Origin of the sequence: Streptomyces lucensis JCM 4490, from assembly GCF_014650035.1 — a bacterium.
In the GTDB taxonomy this organism is placed as follows: domain Bacteria; phylum Actinomycetota; class Actinomycetes; order Streptomycetales; family Streptomycetaceae; genus Streptomyces; species Streptomyces lucensis.
Window position 1 is genome coordinate 729,622 of record NZ_BMUE01000003.1, and the last position, 16,480, is coordinate 746,101.

The 16,480-nt window shown below is 72.5% G+C and carries 15 protein-coding genes; 11 read left to right on the forward strand and 4 right to left on the reverse strand.

Annotated elements, in window-relative coordinates; translation table 11 throughout:
• The first annotated feature begins 27 nt into the window (after positions 1-27).
• Positions 28-840, forward strand: a complete 813-nt coding sequence (locus IE177_RS11210; RefSeq protein WP_190015054.1) for a PhzF family phenazine biosynthesis protein — start codon at positions 28-30, stop codon at positions 838-840.
• Between the two features lie 108 nt (positions 841-948).
• Here the strand turns inward: IE177_RS11210 and IE177_RS11215 are convergent, their stop codons facing one another.
• Both IE177_RS11215 and IE177_RS11220 read right to left on the reverse strand, forming a co-directional pair.
• Complete coding sequence (locus IE177_RS11215) at positions 949-1,752, reverse strand: CPBP family intramembrane glutamic endopeptidase (RefSeq protein WP_190015055.1); 804 nt, start codon at positions 1,750-1,752, stop codon at positions 949-951.
• A gap of 93 nt (positions 1,753-1,845) precedes the next feature.
• Entirely contained in the window at positions 1,846-3,363 is a 1,518-nt protein-coding gene (locus IE177_RS11220; RefSeq protein WP_190015056.1) for a glutamate-cysteine ligase family protein, read from the reverse strand.
• 567 nt (positions 3,364-3,930) lie between these two features.
• On the opposite strand from IE177_RS11220, the gene IE177_RS11225 reads away from it, so the two are divergent.
• The 6 genes from IE177_RS11225 to IE177_RS11250 all read left to right on the forward strand — a co-directional run bounded on the left by IE177_RS11225 (position 3,931) and on the right by IE177_RS11250 (position 9,277).
• Positions 3,931-4,515, forward strand: coding sequence for a hypothetical protein (locus tag IE177_RS11225; RefSeq protein ID WP_190015057.1), 585 nt, complete (start codon positions 3,931-3,933; stop codon positions 4,513-4,515).
• Positions 4,516-4,834: 319 nt separating this feature from the next.
• Complete coding sequence (locus IE177_RS11230) at positions 4,835-5,041, forward strand: DUF5999 family protein (RefSeq protein ID WP_190015129.1); 207 nt, start codon at positions 4,835-4,837, stop codon at positions 5,039-5,041.
• A 370-nt stretch (positions 5,042-5,411) separates the two neighbouring features.
• Complete coding sequence (locus IE177_RS11235; RefSeq protein WP_190015058.1) at positions 5,412-5,942, forward strand: universal stress protein; 531 nt, start codon at positions 5,412-5,414, stop codon at positions 5,940-5,942.
• Between the two features lie 90 nt (positions 5,943-6,032).
• The gene (locus IE177_RS11240; RefSeq protein ID WP_229815991.1) at positions 6,033-6,590 is read left to right on the forward strand and encodes a hypothetical protein; all 558 of its coding nucleotides are present in this window, start codon (positions 6,033-6,035) and stop codon (positions 6,588-6,590) included.
• Positions 6,591-6,876: 286 nt separating this feature from the next.
• Complete coding sequence (locus tag IE177_RS11245; RefSeq protein WP_190015059.1) at positions 6,877-8,829, forward strand: APC family permease; 1,953 nt, start codon at positions 6,877-6,879, stop codon at positions 8,827-8,829.
• A gap of 52 nt (positions 8,830-8,881) precedes the next feature.
• Positions 8,882-9,277 (forward strand): TOBE domain-containing protein, encoded by a 396-nt coding sequence (locus IE177_RS11250; RefSeq protein WP_190015060.1) that lies wholly within the window; start codon positions 8,882-8,884, stop codon positions 9,275-9,277.
• Positions 9,278-9,302: 25 nt separating this feature from the next.
• Here IE177_RS11250 and IE177_RS11255 read toward each other — a convergent pair whose 3' ends face one another.
• Positions 9,303-9,818 (reverse strand): molybdopterin-dependent oxidoreductase, encoded by a 516-nt coding sequence (locus IE177_RS11255; RefSeq protein ID WP_229815992.1) that lies wholly within the window; start codon positions 9,816-9,818, stop codon positions 9,303-9,305.
• Between the two features lie 201 nt (positions 9,819-10,019).
• Between IE177_RS11255 and modA the strand changes: the two genes are divergently transcribed.
• Genes modA through IE177_RS11275 form a run of 4 tightly spaced genes read left to right on the forward strand, consistent with a single transcriptional unit; the run spans position 10,020 to position 13,363 of the window.
• Complete coding sequence (modA, locus tag IE177_RS11260) at positions 10,020-10,841, forward strand: molybdate ABC transporter substrate-binding protein (RefSeq protein ID WP_190015061.1); 822 nt, start codon at positions 10,020-10,022, stop codon at positions 10,839-10,841.
• Positions 10,838-11,698 carry an ABC transporter permease gene (locus IE177_RS11265; protein ID WP_190015062.1) on the forward strand — a complete coding sequence of 287 codons (861 nt, stop codon included), beginning with the start codon at positions 10,838-10,840 and terminating at the stop codon, positions 11,696-11,698. The genes modA and IE177_RS11265 overlap by 4 nt, the downstream gene beginning before the upstream one ends.
• The gene (locus IE177_RS11270) at positions 11,695-12,915 is read left to right on the forward strand and encodes an ABC transporter ATP-binding protein (RefSeq protein ID WP_229815993.1); all 1,221 of its coding nucleotides are present in this window, start codon (positions 11,695-11,697) and stop codon (positions 12,913-12,915) included. Before IE177_RS11265 ends, IE177_RS11270 begins: the two co-directional genes overlap by 4 nt.
• Positions 12,916-12,943: 28 nt before the next feature.
• Positions 12,944-13,363, forward strand: a complete 420-nt coding sequence (locus IE177_RS11275; protein ID WP_190015063.1) for a TOBE domain-containing protein — start codon at positions 12,944-12,946, stop codon at positions 13,361-13,363.
• A 140-nt stretch (positions 13,364-13,503) separates the two neighbouring features.
• Here the strand turns inward: IE177_RS11275 and gcvP are convergent, their stop codons facing one another.
• The gene (gcvP, locus tag IE177_RS11280; protein WP_190015064.1) at positions 13,504-16,389 is read right to left on the reverse strand and encodes an aminomethyl-transferring glycine dehydrogenase; all 2,886 of its coding nucleotides are present in this window, start codon (positions 16,387-16,389) and stop codon (positions 13,504-13,506) included.
• Between the last annotated feature and the right edge of the window lie 91 nt (positions 16,390-16,480).

Genomic DNA, 16,480 nt, shown 5'->3' on the forward strand with positions numbered 1-16,480 from the left:
GCCGGCCGAACCACTAGCGTCGGCCCCATGCGCATTCGAATCGTGGACGCCTTCACCGACCGTCCCTTCGCCGGCAACCCGGCCGGGGTCCTGCTCCTCGACGACGTCTTCCCGGACGACGACTGGCTCCAGAACGTCGCCATGGAGGTCAACCACGCCGAGACCGCGTTCGCGCACCGGCTGCCCGCCGGCGGCGAGGCCGACTGGGCGCTGCGCTGGTTCACACCGGTCGCCGAGGTCGCGATGTGCGGGCACGCGACGCTCGCCACGGCCCACGTCCTGCACAGCACCGGCGCCCACGAGGGCGCGGTGCGATTCGCCACCCGCAGCGGCGTGCTGATCGCCACGCCCGCCGCGGACGGCTCGATCACCCTGGACTTCCCGACCGCCCCGCTCACCCCGGTGGAGGTGCCGGCCGGGGTCGCCGAGGCGCTGGGCGCGGAACCGGCCGCCGTCTTCGACACCGGCCCGGACGTCGGCGACCTGCTGGTGGAGCTGGCCGACGAGAAGACGGTCCTCGCCCTCTCCCCCGACCTCAAGGCCCTCGGCGCCTACTCCTCCCGCGGCATCATCGCCACCGCCCGGGCCGAGGACCCCGCCCTCGGCCACGACTTCGTCTCCCGCTGCTTCTTCCCGAACCTCGGCATCGACGAGGACGCGGTCACCGGCAGCGCCCACACCGCGCTCGCCCCCTACTGGGCCTCCCGGCTCGGCCGCGACGACCTCACGGGACTGCAGGCCTCCCGGCGCACCGGACTCGTCCGCACCGGCCTGCGCGGCGAGCGCACCCTGCTCTCCGGCCACGCGGTCACGGTCATCGAGGGCGAGCTGCGCGCCTGAACCCGTCCTGCGGAGCCCGCACGGGCGCGCCCGGCACACGCTCCCGCGGCGTGTCCGCCGGGCGCCCGCCTGATCGGACGGCAGGTGCCGACGGCCCGCCGGCGGCCGTCAGGCCGTCGGCAGCCAGCCCACCTTGCCGGCGAGGAGGGCGTATCCGACGAACGCGCCGATGTCGAGCAGGGAGTGCGCGACGACCAGCGGCCCGACCCGTCCCCAGCGGCGGTAGAGGTACACGAACACCACGCCCATGACCATGTTGCCGAGGAAGCCGCCGACGCCCTGGTAGAGGTGGTAGGAGCCGCGCAGGACCGCGCTGGCGACCAGCGCGGTCCCCGGGGTCCAGCCCAACTGGCCCAGCCTGCGCAGCAGGTAGCCGACCACGATGACCTCTTCGAGGATCGCGTTCTGCAGGGCGGACAGAACCAGCACCGGGTACTTCCACCAGACGTCCGGCAGTGCCTCGGGCACGACGGTGAGGTTGAAGCCGAGGCCGCGGGCGGCCAGGTAGAAGGCGATGCCGGTGCTGCCGATCACCGCTGCCACGCCCGCTCCGCGGCCGAGGTCGGGCCACGGGCGGCTGCGGTCGAAGCCGAGGGTGCGCAGGCTCCCACCCTCGCGCAGCAGCAGGTGGGCGACGAGGGCCACCGGGACCAGCGCGCTGGCGATGCCGAACAGCTGCCAGGCGAGGTCCAGCCACGGCCGGCCGGGCGCGGCCGAGGCGTTCAGGGTCGCCGCCTGGTCCTTGAGGCCGCCCGGCTTGGTGACCGAGCCGATGAAGCTGATCAGCGCGGAGACTCCGCTCGCGCCCAGCGAGAGCGCGAGGACCAGGACCGTCTCGTCCCGCAGCATCCGCCGCCGCGGGTAGCCCTCCCCGGCCCCGGACCCGTCCACCGACCCAGCTTCCACCTGCACCCCTGCCTCAAGCCGCCGCACGGACCCACGGCCCCCTACGCCCCGCAAGGATCGCAGAAGTCCGTGCCGGTGCCGCACACCGGTCCGGGGTGCTCAGCCCAGGGGCACCGCTTCCGGCAGCCCCACCGGCCAGGTGTGCACCGGCTCGCCGACGTGCATCAGCTCGGCGTAGCGCCGGGTCGTCGCCGCCAGGGCCGCCTCACGGCCGAGGCCCTGCTCCCGTGCCCGGTGGAAGGTGGCCGCCTGCCAGGACGCGCCGTTGACCCGCCGCCGGCAGCGCTCCTCGATGACACCGAGGTAGAGGTCCCGGTCGGCGGCCTCGACGCCCCACGCGTCCAGTCCGGCGGCGGCCAGCGGCAGCAGCTCGTCGCGGACCAGGGTCACCGCGTCGACCTCGCCCGTGCCGCCGTACCGTCCCCGCCGGGGCCACACGAAGCGCGCGTCGATCCCGTACCTGCAGGCCGCGTCGAAGTTGGCCTCGGCCGCGGCGAACGGCAGCCGGGTCCACACGGGCCGGGACTCCTCGGCGAGGGAGCGCACCAGGCCGTAGTAGAAGGCCGCGTTGGCGATCACGTCGGTGATGGTCGGTCCGGCCGGCAGCACCCGGTTCTCCACCCTGAGGTGCGGGACGCCGTCCGCGATGCCGTAGACCGGCCGGTTCCAGCGGTAGATCGTGCCGTTGTGCAGGACCAGTTCGGCGAGCTTGGGGGTGCCGCCGGCGTCCAGGACCGCCAACGGGTCCTCGTCGTCGCAGAGCGGCAGGAGAGCCGGGAAGTAGCGCAGGTTCTCCTCGAACAGGTCGTAGGCGGAGGACACCCACCGCTCGCCGAACCAGGTTCGCGGCCGCACCCCCTGTGCCTGCAGCTCGGGCGGCCGCGTGTCCGTGGACTGCAGGAACAGCGGCGGCCGGGACTCGCGCCACAGCTCGTGGCCGAAGAGGAACGGAGAGTTGGCGCCGACGGCGATCTGCGCGGCGGACGCCACCTGCGCGGCGTTCCACACGTCGGCGAACCGGGCCGGGGTGACCTGCAGGTGCAGCTGCACCGAGGTGCACGCGGCCTCGGGGACGATCGACTTGGACGTGCAGGTGAGGTGCTCCACGCCATCGATGTCGAGCCGGAAGTCCTCGCCGCGCGCGGCCACGATCTGGTCGTTGAGCAGGGTGTAGCGGTCGACCTCGGAGAGGTTGGAGGAGACCAGGTCGTCCCGGCCGAGCGTGGGCAGGATGCCGATCATGACGATGCCCGCGTCCACCTCACCGGCCTTCCGGTCGGCGTACGCGAGCGAGGTGCGCAACTCCTCGGCGAGCCGGTCGAATACCCGGCCGCCCAATCGGTGCGGGGCGATGTTGACTTCAAGGTTGAACATGGCGAGCTCTGTTTGGAAATCACGGCTCGCGATGCGTTCCAGCACCTGCCCGTTCAACATTTTCGGCATACCGTCCGACCCCGCGAGATTCAACTCGATCTCCACCCCCATGAGGTTCCTGGGGCGGTCGAATCGCTTCTCGACCAGCAGTCGCTCCAGTCCCGTCAGGCACTCTTGGAGCTTTTCGCGGTAGCGCTGGCGATCGGACAGGTCGAACTGCCCTGCCACGACCTTCTCCCCCATCGAAGTGTCCCTCCTCGATTGGGCGGGCCGACGATCCGGCCGCCGGGCTCCCGGGTCAGGTGGGATGATGCCCAGCCGAAGCGATCGATAACGTCCCGCACGGGCCTGGCGCCCGCTAGTCTGTCGGATGTTCCCCGCGGCACATTCACGGGGCATGCCGCAATGTGCTCCTTCGAGTGCCCCCGAACGCCTCGTGAAAAACGCCGATGACATTAGGCCGACCGCTACCGACGCGTATGGCCAGGTCACCGGCACGAGGTGGGTGCGGAAACCGGGATGAGTTCCGCAAATCGACGGCCCAATAGCGCCTTGCGCGACTTACCCGGACGGGATAGACGAAACAACTGCCGAACATGCGTCATATAAACTTCGTCCACAAGGCAGAAGGTTGGCGCCCTCGGTTCTGGTTCCTGCCGTGTTCCTGCCGTCACCATGTCGGGCGGCAGGCCGAGTCGCACACCGTTGTTCACCGACCGGGCCCCCACCCCTCAGGCCTTCTGTGAGCAGACAGCGTCGTCCGCCCCACCCTCCTCGCGCCGCCGCGCCTGTCACTGAGAGGCGACCCACATGCCGCTGCACGTGTCCCCCGCACCCGCGCCCGCCCTGCGCTCCGTCCTCACCGCCCTCGGTTCCCCCACCGCGGTCCGTGAGGCCCCTACCCCCTCCCTGCGCGCCGCGCAGGGTCCGGCAACGCCCGAGCTGCCGCTGCCCGTCCATGTGCTGGACCGGATCACCGCACAGGGTCTGTCCGCGACACGGCTGGCGGGCTGGCGCTTCCTGATCCGCTGCGGCGACCGGGCGGTGGCCGCGGCGGAGACCATGCTCACCCCCGACGGCTGGGCCTTCTCGCACTTCTTCGAGGGCCCGTACGTCGCGTCCACCGAACGCGCGCTGCAACAGGCCGAGGCGCTGCAACAGCCGTACCAGGCAAGGTTGTTGTCCGTGCCCGGTCTGTACATGCTCACCCTGTGGCTGCACGGCGACCACACCCGTGACGGCGCCGAGGGCCACCCGGCCGCCACGGATCTGCTCGTGCCGCTGGCTCCGGCGCCGCCCGGCATCTCGGCACACCGGCCCTACCAGGTGGCCGAGTTGCTCCCGGTTCTGACCCATCGGGCGACTCCCGTCCGCCTGCTCGGCTCTCCCGCCTGAACGGGGTCCGCGTACCCCGCCACCCGGAAGGGAAGCGGGGTACTGCTGTACCGGCACGGGGTGCCGGTTCCCCTCCGTACGGGGCGCCGGCCGGACTAGCCCTTTGTGACCACTGCGAACCACCCGAAGGGACAGTGCAGTTGGGCTGAACCGTCCGTGCGGGTGACGCGTCCTCAACCAGTGAGAAGCGGTGCTGCGAAATCCCTGCGGATCGACGCCCGGAGGGCAACACTGGGTTTCGACCGGCTCATCGCCACGGGGGACCGACTCATCACTACGGGGGACCACCATGACCACGACAGAGCGAGAGATCCCGCCCATGTGCCAGCACCAGCCACCGTGCCCGCCAGCCGAGTCCGCCGACCGGGAGTCCGCCCGTCTCGTGGCGCACCATCCGGAACAGGGGTGGAGTCTGCTGTGCAACGGCGTCCTGCTCTTCGAGGACACCGGTGAGCTGCTGCCCGACGGCCGGATCATCGCCCCGCACCGCCCGCCCGGTGCGGACCAGGTGATGACCGCCGCCTGAGCGGAGCACGAGCGACCTGAGGGGCCGGCCGCACGCACCCGGTGCGTACCGGCCCCGACCCGTGTCCCCGGGGGGTCGGCCACCGACCGTGGCCGGCCGTCGGCGCAGCGTCTCGACGGGGTCCTCGGGGCTCGTGGGCGCGTAGTCGAACCAGTCGAAGGCCGCCCGGCCCTCCGTGACGTACATACCGATGACTCGGTCGGTGAATCCGCCCGCCGGCACCGGGTGCCCGGAGAAGGGCCCGGGAACACCGCCCGGCTGGTCGTATCGCCGTCGCGGGGGTGGGATGGAAGGAAGCAAGGGCCTCGCACGCGGGCACGTCCGCGGGAACCGCCCGGCGGCCTCCCCGTGCGGATCGAACGGTGGAACCATGTCCGGTTACGACGCCTCGGCGACCGCTCGTGTGGTGGTCGGTGTGAGCGGCTCCCTGGGCAGTGTGACGGCCCTGCGCCGGGCCACCGCGCTGGCCCGCCGGCTGGGGGCGGAGCTGTGGCCGGTGCTGGCCTGGGAACCACCGGGCGGCGACCCCGCGGCGCGGCGCTCGCCCGCCGCCGGTCTCCTGGTCGAGGAGTGGCAACGGCTGGCCAGGCAGCGGCTGGCGTCGGTGCTGGAGGAGATCTTCGGAACGGAGGACCCCGGTGTGCCGATGCATCCCGTCGTCGTCCGCGGCACCGCGGGCGCGGCGCTGGTGGCCACCGCGGACCGGGAGAACGACGTCCTGGTCGTGGGCGCGGGACGGCGCGGTCTGCAACGGGCCTTCTCCGGCCGGGTGTCGCGGCACTGCCTGGCACACGCCGTCTGCCCGGTGCTGGCGGTGCCCCCGTCCCCGCTGGAATCCCAGCTGCTGGCCGTCCACCGGCGCAACACCTGGCATCTGCGCATGGACACACGGGGGTTGTGACAGCGGCTCGCCGCCGCGGGCCGTCAGAGCGGCGTCAAGGTACGGGCGAGAAGGGCCGCGCCCGGCCCGCGACGGTCTACCGTCGAACTCATGGAGCAGCTCGGTGACACTCGCCCCCGGACCGAAGGGCCGCGCGGGTCCGCCGGCCCGGGCGCGGTGCACGACCGGGACTGGGCCACGGACGTGCGCAGGTCGGTCCGCTGTTCCGCCGCGCTGTTCGGGCTGCTGCTGTTCGTCGACGGCGCGGCCGGCTCCCTCGACTGGCGGCGTGGTGCGCTGTGGCTCCTGCTGGCCTCGCTGCTCCTCCTCGTCCTGGTACCGGCACGGGTGTCGGCCGGTACGGGCTGGCTGGCCACCCGCCGTCTGCTGCGCACGCGCCGGGTCCGCACCGATCTGCTGATCGCGGCACGCCCGGTCGAGGGCGTGGCACGGCGGTTGGTCCTGCGGGACGCCCTCGGCAACCGGGTGGAGATCGACCCCGAGGTCCTGGTCCGCAACCCCGCCCTCTGGTACCGGCTGGACGAGGGGGCCCGCGCCGCCGAGGCGGCAGGCACCCTGCGGTGCGGGGCGGTGGCCCTGCACCGCCTCGCCCACCGCCTCGACCGCGAGGCCGCTCTGGGCGCGTTCCGGGTCTCGGGGCTGGAGTGAGCGGCCCTGGGGCCGGGACGATCGTCCCGCGCCCCTCGGGCGTCACGGGTCATGACGCTCGGTGGCCGTCGCCGCACCGGCCCCGCCGGCGGGCCCGGCCACCCACCGACCGCCTTCCGGCCTCGTCTTCTCGATGCGCCGGACCCGCGCCGGGGTCATTCTTAACGCAGGATTGATGCCCACGGATCCCGGATGCACGGGCCCGGGCGTCACTCTCTGCATACGCTGGTGCCGCCGTCCGCGTGATGGCCGTAGAACAGCGGAGCCACACTTCAGGAGCACGCCGATGGCCACGACCGAGCACCCTCCCAGTCGCCTGCGGGCCTGGATGCTGGAGGGGCTGTCCGACATGGGCAAGGGCGGTGGCCACACGGGACCGCACGCCGAGCCGGAACCCCCGCACCGGGGCCAGCGCTGGTGGCGGGTGATGTGCCTGACCGGCGTCGACTACTTCTCGACCCTCGGCTACCAGCCCGGCATCGCGGCCCTGGCGGCCGGTCTGCTCTCGCCCGTCGCCACCATCGTGCTCGTCATCGTGACCCTGGCCGGCGCCCTGCCGGTGTACCGCCGGGTCTCCGAGGAGAGCCCGCGCGGCGAGGGCTCCATCGCGATGCTGGAACGGCTGCTGTCGTTCTGGCAGGGCAAGCTGTTCGTGCTCACACTGCTGGGCTTCGCGGCCACCGACTTCCTGATCACCATCACGCTCTCGGCGGCCGACGCCTCCACCCACCTGGTGGAGAACCCCCACCTCACAAGCGCTCTGCAGGGTCACCAGATGGTGATCACGCTGTTCCTGGTGGCCCTGCTCGGCGCGGTGTTCATGAAGGGCTTCCTGGAGGCGATCGGCGTCGCGGTCGCCCTGGTCGGCGTCTACCTCGCGCTCAACCTCGTGGTCGTGATCGTCGGGGTGTGGCACGTCCTCACCGCCGAGTACGTGGTCACCGACTGGGCGAACGCCCTGACCGCCGAACACGGCAACGTCTTCGTCATGGTCGGCGTGGCCCTGATCGTCTTCCCGAAGCTGGCCCTCGGCCTGTCCGGCTTCGAGACCGGCGTCGCCGTCATGCCCCACGTGCGCGGCGACGCCGGCGACACGGAGGAGCGGCCGGCCGGCCGTATCCGGGACACGAAGAAGCTCCTGACCACGGCCGCGCTGGTCATGAGCTGCTTCCTGATCGCAACGAGCTTCATCACCACGCTGCTGATCCCGGAGAACGAGTTCAAGGCGGGCGGCAAGGCCAACGGCCGGGCGCTCGCCTACCTCGCGCACCAGTACCTCGGCGGTGCCTTCGGCACGGTCTACGACATCTCGACCATCGCCATCCTGTGGTTCGCCGGCGCCTCCGCCATGGCCGGTCTGCTGAACCTGATGCCCCGGTACCTGCCCCGCTACGGCATGGCCCCCCACTGGGCACGCGCGGTGCGCCCCATGGTCCTCGTCTTCACGCTGGTCGCCTTCCTGGTGACCTGGATCTTCGACGCCAACGTCGACAAGCAGGGCGGGGCCTACGCCACCGGTGTGCTGGTGCTGATCAGCTCGGCCGCCATCGCGGTGACCATCGCCGCGCGCAAGGCCGGTCAGCGCGGCTGGACCATCGCGTTCGGCGTGATAGCCGCGGTGTTCCTGTACACGACCGTCGTGAACGTCATCGAGCGCCCGGACGGCGTGAAGATCGGTGCCTGTTTCATCGCGGGCATCATCCTGGTCTCCCTGCTGTCCCGGCTGGCCCGTGCCTTCGAGCTGCGCGTGACCAGCGTGGCGCTCGACCCGATGGCGGAACGGTTCGTCAGGGACATGGCCAGCCGCAGGATGCGGTTCATCGCCAACGAACCCGGCCACCGCGACAAGGCCGAGTACCGCGACAAGATCGAGCAGATCCGGGCCGACAACGAGATGCCCGAGCAGGAGGACTTCGTCTTCGTCGAGGTCACGGTCACCGATCCCTCCGAGTTCGAGGCGGGCCTGACCGTGCGCGGCGAGGTCCTGCACGGCCGCTACCGGGTGCTGACCCTGGAGTCGGCCTCCATCCCGAACGCCCTCGCCGCGCTCCTCCTCCACGTCCGGGACACCACCGGGTGCACCCCGCACATCTACTTCGAGTGGACCGAGGGCAACCCGTTCGCAAACTTCCTGCGCTTCTTCCTCTTCGGCCAGGGCGAGGTCGCCCCCGTCACGCGCGAGGTGCTGCGCGAGGCGGAACCGGACCGGAACCGCCGGCCACGCGTACACACGGGCTGACACACCGGCCCCAGGTCCGTGGTCGCCGGATCCTGGCCCTATCGTGACCGGCATGCAGTCCTACACGATCGGCCAGGCCGCACGGCTGCTCGGCGTCAGCCCGGACACCGCCCGCCGGTGGGCCGACGCGGGGCGGGTGGCCACCCACCGTGACGAGGCCGGACGCCGTCTCGTCGACGGCAGGGACCTCGCCGCGTTCTCGGTCGAACTGGCCAGGGCGGGCGGCGGCGAGGACGACGCCTCCTACACCTCGGTCCGCAACGCCTTCCCCGGTATCGTCACCGCGATCAAGCTGGGCGACGTCGCCGCGCAGGTGGAGATCCAGGCCGGCCCGCACCGGCTGGTGTCGCTGCTGACCCGGGAAGCCGTCGAGGAACTGGGCCTCGAGGTCGGCATGGAGGCCACCGCGCGCGTGAAGTCCACCAACGTGCACATCGACCGTGTCTGACCCGGTCCGCCCGCACGGCAGCGGCTCACGGAGCAGGCGCCGGCACCTGGCCGGGCGCGGCCGCCGCTGAACCCCGCCGGCCGCCGGCCGCGTCCGCCGGCCCCGGGCGGCAGCTCCCGTCCACCCGGATCGCGGTGATCCCGCTGATGTGCCGGGCCCCGCACCGGTCCTGGGGAAGCACCAGCTGGCACCCCGCCGGGTATAGCGGGGTGCCGTCGATGCTGACCGCCAGCAGGACGGGCGCGGCGGCGAAGTCCGGGTCGATCTCGGCCCAGGACAGCAGTGCGCGGTGACCGTCCGTGCCGGTGACCACGATGAGGAAGCGGAGCCGGTCCTTGCGGCGGGCGGGGTCGAAGGTGGGGCCGGCGTCGGCGAGGACGTCGTACAGGCGCGGACCGGTGAACCGGTGGCGGCGGATGCCGCTGGTGGCGCACTCGAAGCTGACGTCCGCCCGGTGCTGCGGCCGGCGCAGCAACTCGGGCACGGTCAGCCGGGCGGGCCGTACCAGGTCGCCGGTCAGGGCGAGTTCCGCGAGCGTCACCGTCGACCACCTCCGGCAGGACCGTACCCGCCCATGAGCGCCGTGCAAACGCACATGCCAGCCATACATCACGAGTTAGCCGCTCATGCGATGCGACAGGAGACTTCAGCCTGGCAGATGCGGCAGAATCGTCAGCGCACGGCCGTTGCCCGGCCGTCAGGGCGCGACCGTCGTTCGACCGAACCCCGAGGAGTACATCCGATGACCCGTTCCGTGCGCCGGACCCGGCGGATACTGCGGCTGGCCGGTGCGGGAGCCGCCGCCGTCATGGCGCTCGGCGCCTGCTCCACCTCGTCCGGCTCCGAGGACTCCTCCGGCACGTCGGACGCGTCGGGCTCGCCGAAGCTGTCCGGCACCGTCACGGTGTTCGCGGCCGCCTCCCTGAAGGAGAGCTTCACGGCTCTGGGCAAGCAGTTCGAGAAGCAACACCCCGGCACCAAGGTCAGCTTCAGCTTCGGCGGCAGCGACTCCCTCGCCGCGAGCATCACCGGCGGAGCCCCGGCGGACGTCTTCGCCGCCGCCAGCCCCAAGACGATGGCCCTCGTGACGGACAAGGAGGAAGCGGCCGGCGCGCCGGCCACCTTCGTCCGCAACCAGCTGGAGATCGCGATCCTGCCGGGCAACCCGCACAAGGTCGCCTCCCTGAAGGACCTCGACAAGTCCGGTCTGAAGGTCGTCCTGTGCGACAAGACCGTGCCGTGCGGCGCCGCCGCCCAGAAGGCCCTGGACGCGAGCGGCATCGAGCTCACCCCGGTCTCCTACGAACAGGACGTCAAGGGCGCCCTGACGAAGGTGGAGCTGAAGGAGGCCGACGCCGCGGTGGTCTACAAGACCGATGTGAAGGCCGCGGGTGACAAGGTGGAGGGCGTGGAGTTCCCCGAGTCGGCCAAGGCGATCAACGACTACCCGATCGCCCTGCTGAAGAACGCGCGGAACGCCCGGACCGCCAAGGCCTTCATCGCCCTCGTGCGGTCCGCCGAGGGCCGGAAGGTGCTGACCGGGGCCGGGTTCCTCAAGCCGTGACCCCGCTCGACAGGCCCGGCGCCGCGACCGGCCCCCACACGGGCCGGCCGCGGCGCGGCCGCGCCGGCGCGGGGGGCCGGCGCGGGGTTCCGCTGCCGCTGCTGCTGCCGGGGATCCTGGCCCTGGTGTTCCTGCTGCTGCCCCTGCTCGCGCTGCTCCTGCGGACGCCCTGGAGCACCCTGCCGGACCAGCTGACCAGCGCCGAGGTGTGGCAGGCACTCCGGCTGTCCCTGCTCAGCGCTACCGCGGCGACCGCCGTCAGCGTCGTCCTCGGCGTGCCGCTGGCCTGGCTGCTGGCGCGCACGGAGTTCCCGGGCCGTGGCCTCGTACGCGCCCTGGTGACGCTGCCCCTCGTCCTCCCACCGGTCGTCGGCGGTGTGGCCCTGCTCCTCGCCCTGGGCCGCAACGGCGTCATCGGCAAGTGGCTCGACGCCTGGTTCGGGATCACCCTGCCGTTCACCACGGCCGGCGTCGTGATCGCGGAGGCGTTCGTCGCGATGCCGTTCCTGGTCATCAGCGTCGAGGGCACCCTGCGCGCCGCCGACCCCCGCTACGAGGAGGCGGCCGCGACGCTCGGCGCGTCCCGCTTCACCGCGTTCCGCAGGGTCACGCTGCCGCTGATCGCGCCGGGCGTCGCGGCGGGCGCCGTGCTGGCATGGGCACGGGCGCTCGGCGAGTTCGGCGCGACGATCACGTTCGCGGGCAACTTCCCCGGCCGCACCCAGACCATGCCGCTCGCGGTCTACCTGGCCCTGCAGAACGATCCCGACGCAGCGATCGCCCTCAGCCTGGTGCTGCTGGCCGTGTCGATCGCGGTGCTGGCCGGACTCAGGGACCGCTGGATGACGACATCATGACCGACTCACGGCCCACAGGGCCCGACACCACCACCCCACCCGAACCACCCGGGGCCCGCGACGGCGCTCAGCTCCCGCAGGGGCCGCCCGCACCCGACCACGAAACCGGTACGGGAGGTGCGGGTGGGAAACCCGCTTCGGGCGCGGGCCGGCCCCCCGGCACTCACCCGCATCCGCACACCGGCCTGCACGCCCACCTGGTCGTCGACCGCCCGGCCTTCCGCCTGGACGTCACCCTGACCGCCGCTCCGGGGGACGTCGTGGCACTGCTCGGCCCCAACGGCGCCGGAAAGACCACCGCCCTGCGCGCCCTGGCGGGGCTCACGCCGCTCACCGAAGGCCATCTGCGTCTGGACGGCACCCCGCTGGAGCACACGCCACCGGAATCCCGACCGGTCGGCGTCGTCTTCCAGGACTACCTGCTCTTCCCGCACCTGTCCGCCCTGGACAACGTCGCTTTCGGCCCGCGCTGCCGGGGCGCGGGCAAGGCCGGGGCCCGGGCCGAGGCCGCGGCCTGGCTGGACCGCATGGGCCTGGCCGGCCACGCGACCGCCAGGCCGCGCCACCTCTCCGGCGGCCAGGCCCAGCGCGTCGCCCTCGCCCGCGCCCTGGCCACCCGCCCCCGGCTGCTCCTCCTGGACGAACCCCTGGCGGCCCTGGACGCCCGCACCCGGCTGGAGGTCCGCGCCCAGCTCCGCCGTCACCTGGCCGAGTTCGAGGCGGTGGCCGTCCTCGTCACGCACGACCCGCTGGACGCGATGGTGCTGGCGGACCGGCTGGTCGTCGTCGAGCACGGCCGGATCGTCCAGGAAGGCGCCCCTTCCGACATAGCCCGCCGTCCTCGCACCGACTACATCGCCCGGCTCGTCGGGCTCAACCTCTACCGGGGCCGGGCCGAGCGGCACACGGTACGGCTGGACCCCGGGCCCTCGATCACGACGACGGAGGAGCTGTCCGGGCCGGTGTTCGTGGCGTTCCCGCCCTCAGCCGTGACCCTCTTCCGGGACCGCCCCACGGGCGCCAGCGCCCGGAACCTGTGGCGCTGCGAGGTCGCCGGCCTGGAGACCCACGGCGACCGGATCCGCGCCGCGCTCACCGGCGAACTCGCCCTCGCGGCCGACCTCACCACGGTCGCCGCCGCCGAGCTCGGCCTGCATCCGGGTGCACCGGTCTGGGCGACGGTCAAAGCGACGCAGACGCACGCGTACCCGGCCTGACCGCCCTTCCGCACTACGGTGAGGTGCCATGACCCTCAGCATCCGCAACCAGCTCCCCGGTACCGTCACGGAGGTGCGCCGCGGCGAAGTCATGGCCACCGTCGAGGTCCGGCTGACCGGCGGGCAGAACCTCACGGCGGCCATCACCATGGAGGCCGTCGAGCAACTGGGCCTCGCCCCGGGCACACCGGTGCACGCCCTGGTGAAGTCGACGGAGGTCTCCGTCGCCACCGGGCCGGTGGACGGCCTGTCGATCCGCAACCGGCTGCGCGGCACGGTGACCCATCTCGTGCTCGGCGCGGTGATGGCCGTCCTCAAGGTCTCCATGGAGGGCGGCGAACTCACCGCCGTGATCACGAAGGACGCGGCCGGCGACCTCGGCCTGTTCGTGGGGTCCGAGGTCGTCGCCCTGGTCAAGTCGACCGAGGTCGCGCTCTCGACTGCTTAGGCCGTGCCCGCGACGTCGCGACCGCGCCGCGAAGCCCGGCACGCACCCCCGCCGCACCGGCCGGACGGCCGGGGACGACCCGGGAACGGCCCGAGGGCCCCGCCCGGACAGGACGGGGCCCTCGGGCCGTACGCGCTCGCTCAGTCCTCGTAGGCGTCCAGCGGCGGGCAGGAGCACACGAGGTTGCGGTCACCGAAAGCCTGGTCGATGCGGCGCACCGGCGGCCAGTACTTGTCGGCGGCCGAGACACCGGCCGGGAAGACGGCCTCCTCGCGGCTGTAGGCGTGCGTCCACTCGCCGCCCAGCGCGGCGGCGGTGTGCGGGGCGCCGCGCAGCGGGTTGTCCTCCGCGGGCCACTCGCCCGAGCCGACCTTCTCGATCTCCGCACGGATGGCGATCATCGCATCGCAGAAACGGTCCAGCTCGCCGAGGTCCTCCGACTCGGTCGGCTCGATCATCAGCGTGCCGGCCACCGGGAAGGACATCGTCGGCGCGTGGAAGCCGTAGTCGATCAGGCGCTTGGCCACGTCGTCCACGCTCACGCCGGTCGCCTTGGTCAGCGGACGCAGGTCGATGATGCACTCGTGCGCGACCAGGCTGCCGGGACCGGTGTAGAGGACCGGGTAGTGCGGCTCCAGCCGCTTGGCGATGTAGTTCGCCGAGAGCACGGCCACCTGGGTGGCCCGCTTCAGGCCCTCGCCGCCCATCAGGCGGACGTACGCCCACGAGATCGGCAGGATGCCCGCGCTGCCCCACGGCGCCGCCGAGATCGGGCCCACGCCCGTCTCCGGGCCGGCCGCCGGCTGCAGCGGGTGGTTCGGCAGGTGCGGCGCGAGGTGCGCGCGGACGGCCACCGGGCCGACACCCGGACCGCCGCCGCCGTGCGGGATGCAGAAGGTCTTGTGCAGGTTCAGGTGGGAGACGTCGCCGCCGAAGTGGCCCGGCTTGGCGAGACCGACCAGGGCGTTGAGGTTGGCGCCGTCGACGTACACCTGGCCGCCCGCCTCGTGCACCTGGGCGCAGATGTCGGCGACGTGCTCCTCGAAGACACCGTGCGTCGACGGGTAGGTGATCATCAGCACGGCCAGCTGGTCGCGGTGCTGCTCGATCTTCGCCCGCAGGTCCTCGACGTCGATCTCGCCGTCCTCGGCGGTCTTGACGACGACGACCTTCATGCCGGCCATCACGGCGCTGGCCGCGTTGGTGCCGTGGGCGGAGGACGGGATCAGGCAGACCGTGCGCTGCTCGTCGCCGTTGGCGCGGTGGTAGCCGCGCACGGCGAGCAGGCCGGCCAGCTCGCCCTGCGAACCGGCGTTCGGCTGGAGCGAGACCTTGTCGTAACCGGTGACCTCGGCGAGACGTTCCTCCAGCTCGCGGATGAGCGTGAGGTAGCCCTCGGCCTGCTCGGCGGGCGCGAACGGGTGCAGCTGGCCGAACTCGGGCCAGGTGACCGGCTCCATCTCGGTCGTGGCGTTGAGCTTCATCGTGCAGGAGCCCAGCGGGATCATGCCGCGGTCGAGCGCGTAGTCGCGGTCGGCCAGCTTGCGCAGGTAGCGCAGCATCGCGGTCTCGGAGCGGTGCTCGTGGAAGACCGGGTGGGTCAGGAACTCGCCGGTGCGCAGCAGTGCCCCGGGCAGGGTGTCCACGGCGACGGCGTCCAGCGCCTCGATGTCGGTCTCGGCGCCGAAGGCGGCGAGGACGGCGGCCAGCTGGGCCCGGCCGGTGGTCTCGTCGCAGGCAGCCGACACGTGGTCGGCGTCGACCAGGCGCAGGTTGACCCCGCCCTCCCGGGCCGCGGCCACGACCTCGGCGGCCCTGCCGGGCACGCGCGCGGTGACGGTGTCGAAGTAGGCGCCGTGGACGATCTCGACACCGCCGGCCCTCAGGCCCTCGGCGAGGATCGTCGCGTAGCGGTGGGTGCGCCGGGCGATGGTCCTCAGCCCGTCCGGACCGTGGTAGACGGCGTACATGCCGGCCATCACGGCGAGCAGCACCTGCGCGGTGCAGATGTTGCTGGTGGCCTTCTCGCGGCGGATGTGCTGCTCGCGGGTCTGCAGGGCGAGGCGGTAGGCCTTGTGCCCGTCGGCGTCGACGGAGACGCCGACGAGCCGGCCGGGCAGGCTGCGGGCGAACTTCTCGTGCACGGCCATGTAGCCGGCGTGCGGGCCGCCGAAGCCCATCGGCACGCCGAAGCGCTGGGTCGTGCCGACGGCGATGTCCGCGCCCAGCTCGCCGGGCGGGGTGATCAGGGTCAGCGCGAGCAGGTCTGCGGCGACCGTGACCAGGGCGCCCAGCTCGTGCGCGTGGTCGATGACCGGCTTGATGTCGCGTACGGCTCCGGAGGCGCCCGGGTACTGGATCAGCACGCCGTTGATCTCGCGCGCGGCGACGTCGGCCGGGATGCCGTCGCTGAGGTCGGCGACGACGACCTCGACACCGGTCGGCTCGGCACGGGTCTCGATCACCGCGATGGTCTGCGGCAGGGCGTCCGCGTCGACCAGGAACAGGCCCTTCTTGTTCTTGCCCATGCGCCGGGAGAGAGCCATCGCCTCGGCGGCGGCCGTGCCCTCGTCCAGCAGGGAGGCGCCGGAGGTGGGCAGGCCGGTCAGCTCGGCGACCGTCGTCTGGAAGTTCAGCAGCGCCTCGAGCCGGCCCTGGGAGATCTCCGGCTGGTACGGCGTGTAGGCCGTGTACCACGCCGGGTTCTCCATGACGTTGCGCAGGATGACCGGCGGGGTGAAGGTGCCGTGGTAGCCGAGGCCGATCATGGAGCCGAGGACCTGGTTGCGGTCCGCGAGCGAACGCAGCTCGGCGAGCACCTCGGCCTCGGTGCGGGCTCCCGGCAGGTCCAGGGCGTCGGCGTTCTTGATCACATCCGGAACCGCGGCGGCGGTCAGCTCGTCGAGGGAGCCGTAGCCGATGTGCGCGAGCATCTTGGCCCGCGCCTCCTGGTCGGGCCCGATGTGACGCTGCTCGAACGGGATGCCCGCTTCGAGCTCGGAGAGCGGAGTGCGGTGGGCGGTCATTGCGGAGGCCTCCTGGTCTGACGCGACCTTCGAGGGGCACCACGGCGCGGGTGCCCCGACGGCCTCCCCCTCTGTCATCTCGACCTGAGAG

What these genes read in the sequence shown, in the direction of transcription:
- IE177_RS11210 (WP_190015054.1), top strand. Translation starts at nt 28, where the DNA reads ATGCGCATTCGAATCGTGGACGCCTTCACCGACCGTCCCTTCGCCGGC.
- IE177_RS11220 (WP_190015056.1), bottom strand. Translation starts at nt 3,363, where the DNA reads ATGGGGGAGAAGGTCGTGGCAGGGCAGTTCGACCTGTCCGATCGCCAG.
- IE177_RS11225 (WP_190015057.1), top strand. Translation starts at nt 3,931, where the DNA reads ATGCCGCTGCACGTGTCCCCCGCACCCGCGCCCGCCCTGCGCTCCGTC.
- IE177_RS11230 (WP_190015129.1), top strand. Translation starts at nt 4,835, where the DNA reads ATGTGCCAGCACCAGCCACCGTGCCCGCCAGCCGAGTCCGCCGACCGG.
- IE177_RS11235 (WP_190015058.1), top strand. Translation starts at nt 5,412, where the DNA reads ATGTCCGGTTACGACGCCTCGGCGACCGCTCGTGTGGTGGTCGGTGTG.
- IE177_RS11240 (WP_229815991.1), top strand. Translation starts at nt 6,033, where the DNA reads ATGGAGCAGCTCGGTGACACTCGCCCCCGGACCGAAGGGCCGCGCGGG.
- IE177_RS11245 (WP_190015059.1), top strand. Translation starts at nt 6,877, where the DNA reads ATGGCCACGACCGAGCACCCTCCCAGTCGCCTGCGGGCCTGGATGCTG.
- IE177_RS11250 (WP_190015060.1), top strand. Translation starts at nt 8,882, where the DNA reads ATGCAGTCCTACACGATCGGCCAGGCCGCACGGCTGCTCGGCGTCAGC.
- modA (WP_190015061.1), top strand. Translation starts at nt 10,020, where the DNA reads ATGACCCGTTCCGTGCGCCGGACCCGGCGGATACTGCGGCTGGCCGGT.
- IE177_RS11270 (WP_229815993.1), top strand. Translation starts at nt 11,695, where the DNA reads ATGACCGACTCACGGCCCACAGGGCCCGACACCACCACCCCACCCGAA.
- IE177_RS11275 (WP_190015063.1), top strand. Translation starts at nt 12,944, where the DNA reads ATGACCCTCAGCATCCGCAACCAGCTCCCCGGTACCGTCACGGAGGTG.
- gcvP (WP_190015064.1), bottom strand. Translation starts at nt 16,389, where the DNA reads ATGACCGCCCACCGCACTCCGCTCTCCGAGCTCGAAGCGGGCATCCCG.